This window comes from Psychrobacter sp. 4Bb, assembly GCF_002836735.1.
Taxonomy (GTDB): Bacteria; Pseudomonadota; Gammaproteobacteria; order Pseudomonadales; family Moraxellaceae; genus Psychrobacter.
The window spans coordinates 1-14,932 of the sequence record NZ_PJAS01000058.1; the positions used below are offsets into that span (position 1 = coordinate 1).

Below are 14,932 nucleotides of genomic sequence, written 5' to 3' on the forward strand. Positions count from 1 at the left end.
ATCTGCCCGTCATCTAGACGGCGGGCGATATGATAAGGTTGCAGCTGACTCGGATGCTGTAAGCCCACCGCGCCGACGATACTGGCTAATGATTTGAGTGTGTTTTTATGGAAGCTTGCCACGCGCTCTGCTTTGCTAGGGACATCGAGCGCCTTTTGACGGTAAGGGTCTTGGGTAGCCACGCCTGTCGGGCAAGTATTGGTGTGACAAGAGCGCGACTGAATACAACCAACCGCAAACATAAAGCCACGTGCTGAGTTACACCAATCGGCACCTAGCGCAATCATGCGCGCAATATCAAAGCCTGAGACGATCTTGCCACTGACGCCAAGCTTAATTTTGTCACGAATACCTGCACCGACTAAGGTATTATGTACGAGCAAAAACCCTTCAACCATTGGCATGCCGACATTGTCCATAAACTCGACAGGCGCTGCACCTGTGCCGCCTTCTGCACCATCAATAACGATAAAATCAGGATAGTTATCCGTCTCTATCATCGCTTTGACGATCGCCATAAACTGCCATGGCTGACCAATACATAGCTTAAAGCCAACTGGCTTGCCGCCTGATAAATCACGTAGCTGCTGCCAAAAGGCGACTAACTCGCGCGGGGTGCTAAATGCGGTATGCGAAGAGGGTGAGATACAGTCTTGACCCGTAGGTACTTGGCGTGTATCTGCAATCTCTTGCGTGATTTTGCTAGAGGGAAGGACGCCACCTTTACCAGGCTTGGCACCTTGTGAAAGCTTGATTTCAATCATTTTAACTTGCGGATCGACGGCTTTTTCAGCAAAAGACTGTGGATCAAAGTTACCTGCGTCATCACGGCAACCAAAATAACCCGTACCCAACTCCCAAATCAAATCACCACCGAACTTACGATGATAAGGGCTGATCGCGCCTTCGCCCGTGTCATGAGTAAAGCCGCCGAGTTTTGCGCCTTGATTAAGTGCCATGATGGCGTTGGCTGACAGACTGCCAAAGCTCATCGCGGAGATATTGAATACCGACATATCGTGTGGTTGCTGACAACGCTCACCGCCGACCATAATACGAAAGTCTTTGTTCTCTAGTGGTGCACTGATGGTAGATTGCAAAAACCATTCTTTACCATGAGTATATAGATTGTCCAACGTACCAAAGGCATTGGTATCGCTGACGTTCTTTGCCCGCTGATACACTAGCGCACGCTGCTGGCGTGAAAACGGTACTTGTTCTTTATCGTCCTCAAGCAAGTATTGGCGAATCTCAGGGCGGAAATCCTCCAACACATAGCGAATATGTCCAGCGACAGGGTAGTTGCTCAATATTGCGTGCTTGGACTGAATCAAATCATAGATACCAAGTGCCACAGCCAAACCACCGATCACAATCAGCCACCAACTTACCAATAATAGACCCGCTAATAGAATTAAAATCGCCGCGCCGAACGTGCTATAGCGAAGTAATAATCCGATAAAATACGGCGAACTGGTTTTGGGTTCAGGGTTTAGATTGGTACGAGATTCAGGCATAGCGAGGCTCAATAGTAATGATTGATATAGATAAGATGCTTACATTTGTCGCGTACATCATACACGCATGACGTCATTACGTCGGTATCAATGGGTAACAGGGTTATAGATGGTGTTTTCGTTTATCCAGCCTAAACCTTGATTTTATTCGTTTTAATATGCTCTATGTACCACCACCAATCCGCTCCGCCAACGTTTGCAATTTCGGCACTATCATTTCCGCATAATCGTCCGCTTCCCAATTAGCGCTTGGTACACTGGCATTCAGCGAATACGCGTATTGTCCTGTTGCGACATCATAGACACCAACCGCGACTGCCAGTATGTCAGTAGAGAATTCCCCATCAGAGACGGTATAGCCATACTTTTCATAATGCTCTGCCGCGCTGGCTAGGGCGGTTTGCGCATCGTTATATTCTTCAACAGGTAAATTCTCTTGGAGATTGCTAATAACGACAGCCTGTCTCGCTTGCGAGCTTGCCGCATAAAAGGCACGTCCAATGGCAGTGCGTGCCACAGGTACGGCGGAGCCAACCTGTAAGTTGACTGATAGGCGAGCAGGACTACGGCAGCAGGCGTGATAGCGCATTTCTCCCTCGACTTCGGTTGCCAAATTTACAGATACTTCATTCTCACTGGCGAACTGTCGCAGTAATGGCTCAGCGTATGCCACCATGTCATGACGACTCCACGCGGTCGCACTGAGCCGTACAGCACTACTGCCCAATTGATACTGTCCGTGCTCAGTGACACGTAAAAAGCCAAGCGTAGTTAAAGTATGGATAAGGCGGGTAATAGTTGCTTTCGGTAGTTCGGTCATCTGACATAGCTGTTGATGGGTGAGCCGCTCATGGTGCTCAAAAGCCGCCAGTATGATTAGTCCCCGTCCCAATGCCGTCACAAACTGTCGGTCATTCTCTTCCTTGTTTTGACTCATTGTTGCATGCATGCGTTCGAGTAGCGGAGTAGCTTTTGATAAGGGTTTCGTCATTTTATACTCATATTTTTTTGATAAAGGTTTACAGCGCAGCGAAAGTTTGGTTAAATGGTTTTAAATTATGAAACTAAGTTTCGCACAGCGGAATAACGAAGTCAATGACTTGTTAGACTAAATGATGTATCAATCACTATTCGTCAGTCAGGATGACTGATACCAAGGAGATCTACATGGCAACATCTACTAGCCCACGCTTTGATTGGGAAGATCCTTTTTTACTACGTGACCAGCTTACTGAAGAAGAGCGCATGGTCACCGACAGCGCGCGTCAGTTTTTTCAAAAAGAGCTGATGCCTGGCATTATCGAGGCCAATCGCAATGAGAATTTTGACCGTAATATCATGCGTCAAATGGGTGAAATGGGTCTGCTTGGTGTCACGATTGAAGGTTATGGCTGTGCTGGCTTATCGAGTGTTGCTTACGGTCTGATTGCCAAGGAAGTGGAAGCCGTTGATTCGGGCTACCGTTCAGCGATGAGCGTACAGTCAAGCCTAGTGATGCATCCTATTTGGGCGTATGGTACTGAAGAGCAAAGAGAAAAGTATTTGCCAAAGCTTGCCACAGGTGAGTATGTCGGCTGCTTTGGTCTGACTGAGCCAGATTCAGGATCTGATCCTTCATCGATGTCTACTCGTGCGCGCGCTGTGGATGGCGGTTATGAGCTGACTGGTAATAAAATGTGGATCACCAACAGTCCTATCGCTGACGTGTTTGTCGTGTGGGCAAAAGATGATGCTGGCGAGATTCGCGGTTTTGTTTTAGACAAAGGCATGAAGGGTTTATCAGCACCGAAAATCGAGGGCAAGTTCTCATTACGTGCGTCAGTTACGGGTGAGATAGTCATGGACAAAGTGTTCGTTCCTGAAGCCAATGCTTTCCCAGATATCCGTGGTCTAAAAGGGCCATTTGGCTGCTTGAATAAAGCCCGTTATGGTATCGCTTGGGGTTCGATGGGTGCGGCTGAATTCTGCTGGAAAGCCGCCCGTCAATACACGCTCGATCGTAAACAGTTTGGTCGTCCGTTGGCCGCGACACAGCTCGTGCAGTTGAAGCTTGCCAATATGCAGACAGAAATTACCTTGGGCTTACAAGCAGCGCTACGGGTTGGTCGTTTGATGGATGAAGACAACGCAGCGCCTGAGATGATTTCACTTATTAAGCGTAATAACTGCGGCAAGGCGCTTGATATCGCTCGTATCGCTCGTGATATGCATGGCGGGAACGGTATCTCTGATGAGTTCCATATCATCCGTCACGTGATGAACTTGGAAGCCGTCAATACTTACGAGGGTACACATGATATTCATGCGCTTATCCTAGGCCGTGCACAGACAGGCATTCAAGCGTTCTTTTAAGCGTTTTTAGCTAATAGTTTTTGGTACAACTGTATTTTATGACGTACGTTACTGCTTGGCTTTTTATCAAGAGAGCATTAACAGTAGCGTACGTTTTTCAGTTGTTCTTCATGATTTAGCTATTTAAACGCTAAATCATGAAGAACAATTTTATGATTAAAAAATATGCGACAGAGTAAGGGAATCTCATGACAGATATGATTGATATGGCTAATATGCCAAAGGGCGCATTGCATGGTATCAAAGTGCTCGATTTATCGAGAGTGCTGGCTGGCCCTTCTTGTACGCAAGTGTTAGCTGATCTTGGTGCCGAAGTCATCAAGGTTGAGCGTCCACATATCGGTGATGAGACACGTCATTGGGCACCGCCAGTATTCAGTGACGATACCTCCGCTTATTACGCTACGATTAACCGCAATAAAAAGTCGCTCACGGTAGATATCACTACGCCGACAGGGCAAACCATCATTAAACAGCTAATCGCTGAGAGTGATATTTTGGTTGAGAACTTCAAAGTCGGTGGTCTAAAAAAATACGGCTTGGATTATGACAGCTTAAAACAAGACAATCCGCGGCTGATTTATGCGTCATTGACAGGCTTTGGGCAGACAGGTCCCGATGCCAAACGCCCCGGCTATGATTATATTATCCAAGGATTGTCAGGGCTGATGAGTATCACAGGCCCTAGCGATGGCGAGCCGCACAAAGTTGGCGTGGCAGTCGTCGATTTGTTTGCAGGTTTGCAGCTAACGATTGGTATTCAGGCGGCACTATTGGCGCGTCAAAATACGGGTGTTGGTCAACATGTCGATGTGGCATTGCTCGATAGCGCGCTCGCCATGCTGGCCAATGTCGGTATGAATCATTTGGCTTCAGACAAGATTCCACCAAGACTGGGCAATCAGCATCCTAATATTGTGCCGTATCAAGTGTTTGCGGGCGAGGGCGAGCAGCACTTTATTTTAGCTTGCGGTAATGACAGTCAGTTTGCCAAACTTTGCACCGTGCTCGCAGTCGATTGGCATACCGATGAGCGCTTTGCGACCAATCCACAACGCGTTGCCAACCGCGAACTGCTGTGTAGTGACCTGACTAAGCAATTTGCCAAGCAGCCACGTACTTATTGGCTAGAGGTTTTAGATCAAGCAGGTATTCCATGCGGCGCGATTCATAACGTAGCTGAAGCCCTGGCCATGCCGCAAGCGCAAGCAAGGAATATGATTGTTAATTTCACCGAGCAAGGCAGTCCAGTACGCGCACTTGGTAACCCTATCAAGTTATCCGCATCACCAGTCAGCTATCGCACGCCGCCACCGCAGTTGAGCGAGCATACTGATAGCACACTTGCTAAACTGGGCTATGACAGCGAGATGATCGCAAAGCTAAAAGCCGATGGAATTGTTTAAAGTAGCGTCGGCAGCCGTATATTTACAGCGATAGAGACTAAACACACAAGCTAGAAAATGGAACTTCTTAAAAAAAACAATGTTAAATAAAGCAGTATCCCAATCAATAATGTAAAACCAAGTAGTGTCAAACAAGGAATGTTGAGCATGAAAATATACAGCCATGAAAATCTAAGTCTGCATAGACCGTTACCTTATTTTTCTTATGGGAAAATGCACGAACCGTTAGAAATACCAGAGCGTATGGTTGAGCTGTTGAAAGCACCAGTGGCTTTGGGTCTAGAAGTCACTACTGCTACCGATGTTGGCATCGCACCAATATTGGCGGTTCATGACTTTGGTTATGTTGAGTTTCTCAAACATGGCTATGATGAGTGGATGGCGGTTGAGGAAGATTTGGGCGCACAGGTGCAGACAGGAATTTTTATGCCGTATGACAATCCGGGTATTGGCATCATGGCAAAAGCAGCAAAGTATCAGGCAGATGACAGTGCGCCCATCAGCGAGCATTCTTGGACCTCTATCTATTGGTCGGCGCAAACGGCACTTAACGCAGCTGAAGCACTGTTAAATGATGAGAAGTCAGAGACAGAGCGCGCTGACAATCATATACAGCTTTGCTTTTCACGGCCGCCTGGTCATCATGCTCGCAAAAGCGCCGCGGGCGGATTTTGCTATCTTAATAATGCTGCCATCATCGCCGAACATTTACGCCAGAAATACAAAAAAATTGCCATTATCGATACAGACATGCATCACGGACAAGGTATCCAGGAGATATTCTATGACCGTAAAGACGTGCTTTATACTTCAGTACATGGTGACCCCGTTAATTTTTATCCAGCAGTGACAGGGCATGCGTTTGAAAAAGGTATAGGAGAGGGCGAAAGTTACAACATCAATTTCCCAATGCCGCATGGCACCGATGAAACAGGCTTCTTTGAATATATTGATAAATCTATTGAGGCGATGATGCTATTTGATCCTGATGTGATAGTTCATGTATTGGGCTTTGATGTTTATGAAAACGACCCAGAAGCGAGATGTGCCGTCAGTACCGAAGGCTTTAAAATATTGGCACAAAAGATGGTAGCCTTAAACAAGCCATTGATTGTCTTAGTGGAAGGTGGTTATTACCTTCAAAAGCTCAATGACAATCTGCAAGCATTCCTATTAGGACTGATGGAAGAGAACAGCAAGAGCAGCAGTAATATTTAAATTAAATTAAAAGTAATAAAATAGGTCGTAGAGTATAGGAGTAAACACTGCGACCTATTTTCTATAGATTCTTACCAATTATCAATTTGCCGTAAAACCTAAATGCTGCTCAATTTGCTCGGCCAATTCAATCAATACCGCACTGACCTCAGCCCGTTTAGACTCATACTCTCCTTGCAAAAAACTCACGGCCATACCAGCGACCGCATTGCCTGATGCGTTACGAATATAAGTGCCCAAGCAGTACATCCCATCGCGCAACTGTCCATCATCGAGAGACACTCGGCTTTCTTGTATCGCCGCAAGCTCAGTTGCCAAATCGGTAAAATTCTTGACCCCATGCTGGGTCATAGGCGTTGGAAACGCATCTTTATACAATGATTTGATACTGTCCATCGACAACGTGGATAGCATGGCTTTGCCTGTCGCAGAAAATACGGCAGGTACGCGAACGCCTGCACGAAAAGTAAAGCCAAGCGGCGCAGGTGACTCATGACAAGCCAAAAATACCACTTCGCCCAAATCAAGTTTTGACAAGGTAACAGTGTGCTGAAGAAGTACCGGATACTGCACAATCAAATCTTTAAATAACTGCACCACGCCTTGCTGCTGCTCGTACTTACCTGCCCAGTACATCAAATATGAACCCAAATAAAAACGGCTTTCAGGGTCTTTGTAAATGACGTGCTTGGTCAATAGACTCTGCAAAATATTGTGAGTGGAGCTACGCGGTAGCCCAAGCTCTTTTGCGATATGAGCCGCTGTCAGAGGCTGTGAGCTATCAGTAATCAAGTCCAAAATCTGAAACGTTTTGTCTAGCGCAGGCACGGCAGTCGAGCTCATAAATAACCTATAAAGTGAAATAAAAGAAAGAAGTACAAGATAATTTTTAAAATAATGAGATTAAGGGTTGCAAATCGCGTCATATCGTTCTTATAATGACGTCTCGTATATAGAATACTTGTTCAGTATATTGAACAAATAATGAATTATCAATAATTATTTACGACTTACCAATGTATCCATTCTTATAAATACATCCTATATGACAAGGAGCGTCAACATGTCACACGCGCTGCAGTTCTCAAATCCAGATTTACTCAAACAATCTTGCTTCATCAAAGACGGCTGGCATGCTGCTAGTGATGAAGCTGTACTTGATGTCAACAACCCTTTTGATGGCGAGCTCATTGGTACTGTACCCAGCCTGACCACAGAAGATGTCAATGAAGCTGTTGCTTATGCTCATGACGTCCAAGCAGACTGGGCAGCAAAAACAGCCAAAGAGCGTGCAGAGTTATTGCAAAAGTGGGCTGATCTAATCGATGCCAATAAAGAAGATTTGGCTATCATTATGACCGCTGAGCAAGGTAAGCCGCTGACTGAGTCACGTGGTGAAGTAGGTTATGCCAATAGCTTTATCCGTTGGTTTGCCGAAGAAGGCAAACGCGTCTATGGTGATGTGATTCCTGCCAATAGTACACAGCTACGTCATGTTGTACTTAAGCAGCCAGTTGGTGTTTGTGCCGCTATCACGCCTTGGAACTTCCCAGCTGCGATGATCACGCGTAAAGTTGCTCCTGCACTAGCGGCAGGCTGTACGATTATCGTCAAACCTGCCACCGAGACACCTTACTCTGCATTGGCACTAGGTGTGTTGGCAGAGCAAGCGGGCATTCCAGCTGGCGTCATTCAGATCGTAACCGGTAAGTCTTCTGTCATCGGCGACATCCTAACGGGTGATGCACGCATTCATAAACTATCATTTACAGGTTCTACAGAAGTAGGTCGTACGCTGATGGCACAATGCGCGCCAACTATTAAGAAGTTATCGCTAGAGTTGGGTGGCAATGCGCCATTTATCGTCTTTGATGATGCCGATCTAGAGAAAGCCGCTGCCGGTTTAATCGCTTCTAAATATCGTAATGCTGGTCAGACTTGTGTCTGCGCCAATCGAGTATACGTTCAAGACAGCATTAAAGATAAATTCTTAGATGTCTTTGTCAAAAAAGTCGCCGAATTAAAAGTAGGCAACGGCTTAGAAGAAGGCGTAGATATCGGCCCTCTTATCAACAAAAAAGCGTTAGATAAAGTACAAGCCTTGCTAAAAGACGCGCTAGATAAAGGCGCAAAACTGGTCACTGGCGGTAGTATCAATGATGCTTCAGAACTGACTTATAACCCAACGGTTATCACCGATATTAGCAGTGATATGGACATCGCCTCTGAAGAAATCTTTGGACCGATTGCGACCATATTTACCTTCAAAGACGAAGCAGAAGTGATTCGTGCTGCTAACGATACTATCTATGGCTTGGCCGCTTACTTTTATAGTAGCGACTATGCACGTTCATGGCGTGTTACCGAAGGTCTTGAGTACGGCATCATCGGTCACAACACGGGTTTGATTTCTACGGAAGTTGCCCCATTTGGTGGTGTGAAGCAGTCTGGCTTTGGCCGTGAAGGTTCAAAATATGGTATCGAAGACTATATCACGACCAAATACTGGTGCTCTGATATCACCTAATAGCCATAACGTAATGAGTTGGCCTAATGGTTAGCAAAGTAACAATTAGCAAAGCATTAACTAGCGCAAGTTTTTAGATATCTATGGTGTTTTGGGTCAACCAAGCACCATTTGATATCTACTAAGTACAAAGACAAACATCAAATAAACCGCCATTCACTAGATGGCACTTATGTTACGAACAAAGAAAAGGACATTCCCATGACTACCAATCAATCATTACTTGAGCGCCGCAAAGCTGTTTTACCAACAGGACTTGGGGTTGCCTTTCCTATCTTTGCAGAAAAAGCAAAGAACTCAGAAATCTGGGACATCGAAGGCAAGCGCTATATCGACTTTGTCGGTGGCATCTCAGTATTGAACACGGGTCATAGCCATCCAAAAATTACCCAACGTGTGCATGAGCAGCTAGACAAATTTACGCACACTGCAGCGCAAATGATTAACTACGAATGCTACGTGGATCTGGCTGAAAAGCTGTGTGAAAAAGCGCCTATCAGTGGCGATACCAAAGCATTCTTTTTGACCACTGGCGCAGAAGCGGTTGAAAACTGCATCAAGATTGCTCGTGCTAAAACCCGTCGTCCAGGCGTGATTTCTTTTGTTGGTGGCTGGCATGGTCGCACCATGATGTGTATGAGCCTAACTGGCAAAGTATTGCCATACAAAAAGAACTTTGGCCCGATGCCAGGACCTGTATTCCATGCATTGTTCCCTGCAGAAGAGCTGAACGTAACAGAAGCGCAAGCACTGCACAGCCTTGACATGATCTTCCAAGCAGACATCGATCCGAGTGAAGTGGCGGCAATGATTATCGAGCCAGTCCAAGGTGAGGGTGGTTTCCATCAAGTAACGCCGTCATTTGCCAAAGCCTTGCGCGAGATTTGTGATGAGCATGGCATCGTGCTTATTTTTGACGAAGTACAGTGTGGTTTCGCCAGAACCGGTACGTTGTTCGCCACTGAACAGCTAGGCGTTGAGCCTGATCTAATGACTGCTGCGAAGAGTTTGGCGGGTGGTTATCCTATCTCTGCGGTCATCGGTCGTGCTGACATCATGGATGCGCCGCAAGTAGGCGGCTTGGGCGGTACTTACTCTGGTAACCCACTTGCTTGTGTGGCGGCGCTTGCTGTTATGGAAGTGATCGAAGAAGAAAACTTACTTGAGCGTAGTATCGAGATTGGCGATACCATTGCTTCATTCTTAAAAGGCTTGAACTTTAGCAGTATCGGTCATATCCGTCATAAGGGCGCTATGCTAGCGTTTGAATTGATTGATAGCGAAGGCAAACCTGATGCAGCCGCCGCAGCCAATCTAAAAGCAAAATCATTTGAGCAAGGTTTGCTACTAGCGTCTTGTGGTATGTATGGCAATGCCATTCGTGTGATGGTGCCATTGACGGTTGAAGATGAAGTGCTACAAGAAGGCCTTGATATCATCAAAGGTATTCTAACGGCATAAGCAATACTGAGTGTTATTTACTTTAGCGATGGAGCGCTTTTAACCAAGTACAGCTAGTTCAAGTACCAATATTGGTTAAAAGATTGTATGAAAGATAACGGCAAGGTTGCCCTTATAACACTCGCTTTGAATGAGTTTTTTAACGGCGCCTTGCAAGTCAAGACGCCGTTTTTGTTTTTGCTGTTTGAATACTATACCGATAGCAAAGTTAAACTTTGCGGCGACGCGACAGACACAACAAACATGATGGGTATGATCCCATGAAACAAAAATAGTGTAGCTGTAACAGGCTCACACGGATGAAACACAGACAAGGAGTAGGTTATGTCTGAATTAAAAAAGTCGCTAGGGGTGTTCGATATCATTGCACTGGCATTCGGTGCAATGGTCGGTTGGGGCTGGGTTGTACTGGCAGGTAGTTGGATCATCTCGGCAGGTATATGGGGCGCAATTAGCGCCTTTTTAATAGGCGGTCTGGTAGTCGTATTGATTGGTGTGACGTATGCTGAACTTGCGGCCTCCATGCCAATTACTGGCGGTGAGCATACTTATACCCATCGAGCGTTAGGAGTCAATGTCTCCTTTATTTGCTCATGGAGTATTTTGTTTGGTTATTTTTCCGTCGTTGCTTTTGAAGCAGTAGCACTACCCACCGTCGTCGAATACATTATTCCTAATTATAGCCAAGGGTATCTTTGGGATGTTGCTGGCTGGGATGTTTACGCCACTTGGGTAGGCGTCGGGATGCTTGGCTCAGTGATTGTTACTTGGCTGAACATACGCGGTATGGAAGTCAGTGCGTGGTTCCAAAAAACAGCAGTCGTTGGTATTTTCTGTGTAGGTATATTACTGTTCGTAGGGGCGTTACTGTTCAGTCCTGAAACTTCTAATACCGTACAAGCGCCTAACTTTATTGGCGGTATGGGTGGCATCATGACGGTGATGGTAATGGTACCGTTCTTGTTCGTTGGCTTCGATGTCATTCCCCAAGCTGCAGAAGAAATCAATCTATCTCGTCCGAACATCGGTAAGTTTTTGATTGTCTCTATTATTATCGCTGTACTGTGGTATGTAGCAGTCGCCTGGAGTGTGGGCAAGACTTTACCGCTATTACAAGCACAAGACTCAACATTGGCTACTGCTGATGCGATGACCAATGCTTGGAATGGTAAATGGGCTGGTACGTTACTGGTTATTGGCGGCGTGCTAGGTATTTTATCGAGCTGGAATGCGTTTCTTATCGGTGGCAGTCGTCTGCTATATGCTATGGGCAAAACGCACATGTTGCCGCAGTTTTTGTGCAAACTGCATCCGAAATATAATACGCCCGTCAATGCGATTTTATTAATCGGTGGTCTCGCGACACTTGCGCCATTATTTGGTCGCAAAATGCTGGTATGGATTGTAGATGCTGGTGGGTTCGGTATCGTTATTGCTTATACTTGTGTGGCTCTTTCATTCTTAGTGCTGCGTTACCGTGAGCCTGATATGGTACGTCCGTTTAGAGTACCAGCAGGTAAATTGGTTGGTATTATCACTATTATTCTCAGTCTTGGTATGTTGGCACTATATCTACCAGGTATGCCATCAGCACTCGTCGCTATTGAGTGGTGGATTTTCCTTGGTTGGATCGTACTTGGTGGGGTATTGTACGGTTATGCTACGATGAAGAATCCTGGTAAGAGTAAAGACATTATGGATCATGAACTGCGCGAGCTAAAAACGGCTAACCAGCAGTGGTTAAAAGAAAATCCATATAAAAAGTAGACTTACTTATCGTTAATAAAAAAGCCTAACGTCAAACGTTAGGCTTTTTTTGTTGTTTTTGTTCTGTTCAAAAATGAGTTTACACATTTAGGACAGTAATAATTTACTTAAAGTCGTTTTCTATCCTTTCTTGATTAGATGAGAGTCTTAATTATTTTTGTTAAATAATCAACTAGCATAATATTCGCATATTGACATTTAACAATAAAAAAGTAAAATAGCTCACTCTTGTTTACTATTATCGTTGTCGTGAAGGTTAGCTATATGATCAGAAGTGGAGATAAACTAAAATGTATCTGTGGCAACGATTTTTTTGTAGAAGGCTCGGTCTACACTGTCGGTAATATTATAAGCAATAAGTTTTTCCAAATAAATATTGGCGCAAATGAAGAATATTGGTATGCAACAAAAGATAGTGAAGGGATATATGTTCGTTTTAATGAAGAAGACCACTTAGTCAATGACGCCTTTTTTGCTTTAGAAAAATAATAGTATTAGCGTCTCATTGAGAAAGCTGTGGGTTTCGAGTGTCAGGCAATGGATTGAGGTGCTGCTACTGCCCGATAGTATGCTCAATAAACAGAACGACATTTTTCTAGTTTTTGGCAGTGTACTCGACATCGCATCATCTAACTATGTAGAGACAATTTAACGTAAAAATAATGAATAAAAATATCCCAACGAAAAGACCTAATACTTGATATGAGGCCTTTTTTGACGTTCTGAAATACGTGCAATCATAATACTCTTAAACATGCATATAAAAATAACTACGTCTAAACTCTAGATTTCGTGAAATGAGTATGATCAATGAGATTAACCAAGACTTTGATGTTCGATATCCTCAACTAAAAATAAGAAAATCCATATAAAAAGTAGACTTACTTTAACTATCTTTGCATAAAAAAGCCTAACGTCAAACGTTAGGCTTTTTTAGTGCATACAATCAAGTGCTTATACGATTAAGACTTATCACGAATCAGTTTATAGTTTAAGAATTCAGTGATACCAAGTGTGCCAAGCTCGCGACCAAATCCTGAACGTTTAACGCCGCCAAATGGTGTGTTTGCTTCCGTACCAGAAGGTGCGTTGATCGTGACCATGCCCACTTCCAATTTGTCAGCAATGTCAGCAGCTAGGGCAGCATCTTGCGTTTGGATAGAGGCACCAAGACCGAAAGGCACATCGTTGGCAATCTTGATAGCATGGTCGATATCATTTGCTTTATAGACGACTGCTACAGGACCAAACAGCTCTTCACGATATACATCCATGGATTCAGTTACATCTGTCAGTACCGCAGGCTTAAACCAAGCACCAGGCTTGTCTTTGTCCATGCCGCCTTCTACTAATACTGTCGCACCTGCTTGGATAGCACTGTCTAACTGCGCTTGCAAGTTGACCGCAGCGGCTTTTGATGACATTGGGCCAATAAACGTATCTTCTTTAAGCGGGTCGGCCAAAGTCATGTTGCTGACCGCATTGGTAAAGCCTTCAACGAATTTATCATAGACTGATTCGATAACGATTAGACGCTTAGCAGCATTACAGGCTTGTCCAGTATTACCAAAACGACCAGAGATAGCGCCTTGTATCGCTTGCTCGATATCGGCATCGGCTGCAACGATAAAGGCATCGGAGCCGCCAAGCTCCAACACGACTTTTTTGAGTGCGCCGCCAGCTTCTTTTGCCACGGCTTGTCCAGCGCGTTCAGAACCTGTTAGCGAGACACCTTGTACGCGTGTGTCATTGATAATGGTCGCTGATTGCTCATTGGTTGCAAAGATATTGTTATAAACACCTTCAGGTACGCCTGCATCTTTAAAGATATCGACGATAACTTCTGCTGTATTTGGACACTGCGGTGCGTGTTTTAGAATAATTGTATTACCTGCCATAAAGTTTGGCGCGACAAAACGTGCCACTTGATAATGCGGATAATTCCACGGCATGATACCGAGTAGAACGCCAACAGGACGTTTTTCTACCGAAGCTGATCCTGAGTCAACGTCAATGGTATTCGGCGCGAGTAGCTGCTCAGCATTGTCTGCATAGTAACGATAGATCTCAGCGACCAGACCGATTTCACCCTTGGCTTGTGCAACGGGTTTACCCATCTCACCCGCCACGATACGAGCCAGCTCGTCTTGACGTTCCAGATAGCTATCGGCAATTTTATGCAGTAGTGCACTGCGCTCACTCAATGAGACTTGACGCCAGTCTTGATAAGCGGTATCTGCTTGCTCAATGACTTGTTGGATATCTTGTTCAGTGGCGGTAGGGTAAGTGGCTTCTAGTTCGCCAGTGGCTGGATTGTTGATTTGATAATCGCTCATACTTTTTCCTTATTTTTAGCGTGTTTTTGGGTTTAAAATCCATTTTTGGGTTTATGCTTATACTTTCAGTTGCTAATAAGTGCGATTTATTATGGTTCACTCTATACCAAGCGGCGTGTGTTAGAGTGACGCTTTGGTTACAGGTTGTTGCTGGGTAATACAATGAATATTACCGCCGCCATAGACAATCTCTTTTGTGCGTACTCCCACTACTTGATGCTGCGGAAAGATTTTTTCAAGCTGCTCGATGGCGAGTGCATCATTTATATCATCATATTGCGGTACGATGACCGCGTCATTACAAATCAAAAAGTTGGCATAGGAGGCGATACAAACATCACCCGTTAG

General features: G+C 45.0%; 12 protein-coding genes and 1 pseudogene. 8 read left to right on the top strand and 5 right to left on the bottom strand.

Translation table 11 applies throughout. The features are described from left to right. The coding region (locus CXF60_RS05700) for an FMN-binding glutamate synthase family protein (protein WP_102091149.1) at positions 1–1,517 on the bottom strand (1,517 nt) is incomplete at its 3' end. Positions 1,518–1,680: 163 nt separating this feature from the next. Further along, positions 1,681–2,508, bottom strand: coding sequence for an IclR family transcriptional regulator (locus CXF60_RS05705; protein ID WP_102091150.1), 828 nt, complete (start codon positions 2,506–2,508; stop codon positions 1,681–1,683). 176 nt (positions 2,509–2,684) lie between these two features. Here CXF60_RS05705 and CXF60_RS05710 point away from each other — a divergent pair, with 176 nt between their 5' ends. The 3 genes from CXF60_RS05710 (at position 2,685) to CXF60_RS05720 (ending at position 6,493) form a co-directional block, all read left to right on the top strand. After that, positions 2,685–3,869 (top strand): acyl-CoA dehydrogenase, encoded by a 1,185-nt coding sequence (locus tag CXF60_RS05710; RefSeq protein WP_102091151.1) that lies wholly within the window; start codon positions 2,685–2,687, stop codon positions 3,867–3,869. Positions 3,870–4,066: 197 nt separating this feature from the next. Further along, positions 4,067–5,275 carry a CaiB/BaiF CoA transferase family protein gene (locus CXF60_RS05715; RefSeq protein WP_102091189.1) on the top strand — a complete coding sequence of 403 codons (1,209 nt, stop codon included), beginning with the start codon at positions 4,067–4,069 and terminating at the stop codon, positions 5,273–5,275. Between the two features lie 147 nt (positions 5,276–5,422). After that, positions 5,423–6,493: a histone deacetylase family protein gene (locus CXF60_RS05720; RefSeq protein WP_102091152.1), complete on the top strand. Its 1,071-nt coding sequence runs from the start codon at positions 5,423–5,425 to the stop codon at positions 6,491–6,493. 81 nt (positions 6,494–6,574) lie between these two features. Here CXF60_RS05720 and CXF60_RS05725 read toward each other — a convergent pair whose 3' ends face one another. Beyond that, positions 6,575–7,336, bottom strand: a complete 762-nt coding sequence (locus tag CXF60_RS05725) for an IclR family transcriptional regulator (RefSeq protein ID WP_102091153.1) — start codon at positions 7,334–7,336, stop codon at positions 6,575–6,577. A 220-nt stretch (positions 7,337–7,556) separates the two neighbouring features. Here CXF60_RS05725 and CXF60_RS05730 point away from each other — a divergent pair, with 220 nt between their 5' ends. The 5 genes from CXF60_RS05730 to CXF60_RS05745 all read left to right on the top strand — a co-directional run bounded on the left by CXF60_RS05730 (position 7,557) and on the right by CXF60_RS05745 (position 12,737). Next, a complete protein-coding gene (locus tag CXF60_RS05730; protein WP_102091154.1) occupies positions 7,557–9,020 on the top strand; it encodes an NAD-dependent succinate-semialdehyde dehydrogenase in 1,464 nt (487 codons plus the stop codon). Between the two features lie 201 nt (positions 9,021–9,221). Continuing rightward, the gene (gene gabT, locus CXF60_RS05735; RefSeq protein WP_102091155.1) at positions 9,222–10,481 is read left to right on the top strand and encodes a 4-aminobutyrate--2-oxoglutarate transaminase; all 1,260 of its coding nucleotides are present in this window, start codon (positions 9,222–9,224) and stop codon (positions 10,479–10,481) included. 87 nt (positions 10,482–10,568) lie between these two features. Further along, entirely contained in the window at positions 10,569–10,745 is a 177-nt protein-coding gene (locus CXF60_RS14390) for a hypothetical protein (protein WP_180958095.1), read from the top strand. A 60-nt stretch (positions 10,746–10,805) separates the two neighbouring features. Beyond that, positions 10,806–12,248: an APC family permease gene (locus CXF60_RS05740; protein WP_102091156.1), complete on the top strand. Its 1,443-nt coding sequence runs from the start codon at positions 10,806–10,808 to the stop codon at positions 12,246–12,248. 264 nt (positions 12,249–12,512) lie between these two features. Then, the gene (locus CXF60_RS05745; RefSeq protein WP_102091157.1) at positions 12,513–12,737 is read left to right on the top strand and encodes a hypothetical protein; all 225 of its coding nucleotides are present in this window, start codon (positions 12,513–12,515) and stop codon (positions 12,735–12,737) included. A 473-nt stretch (positions 12,738–13,210) separates the two neighbouring features. Here the strand turns inward: CXF60_RS05745 and CXF60_RS05750 are convergent, their stop codons facing one another. After that, positions 13,211–14,584 carry an NAD-dependent succinate-semialdehyde dehydrogenase gene (locus CXF60_RS05750; protein ID WP_102091158.1) on the bottom strand — a complete coding sequence of 458 codons (1,374 nt, stop codon included), beginning with the start codon at positions 14,582–14,584 and terminating at the stop codon, positions 13,211–13,213. A 120-nt stretch (positions 14,585–14,704) separates the two neighbouring features. Then, positions 14,705–14,920, bottom strand: a pseudogene (locus CXF60_RS05755) (agmatine deiminase family protein); the annotation flags it as partial. Positions 14,921–14,932 lie beyond the last annotated feature (12 nt).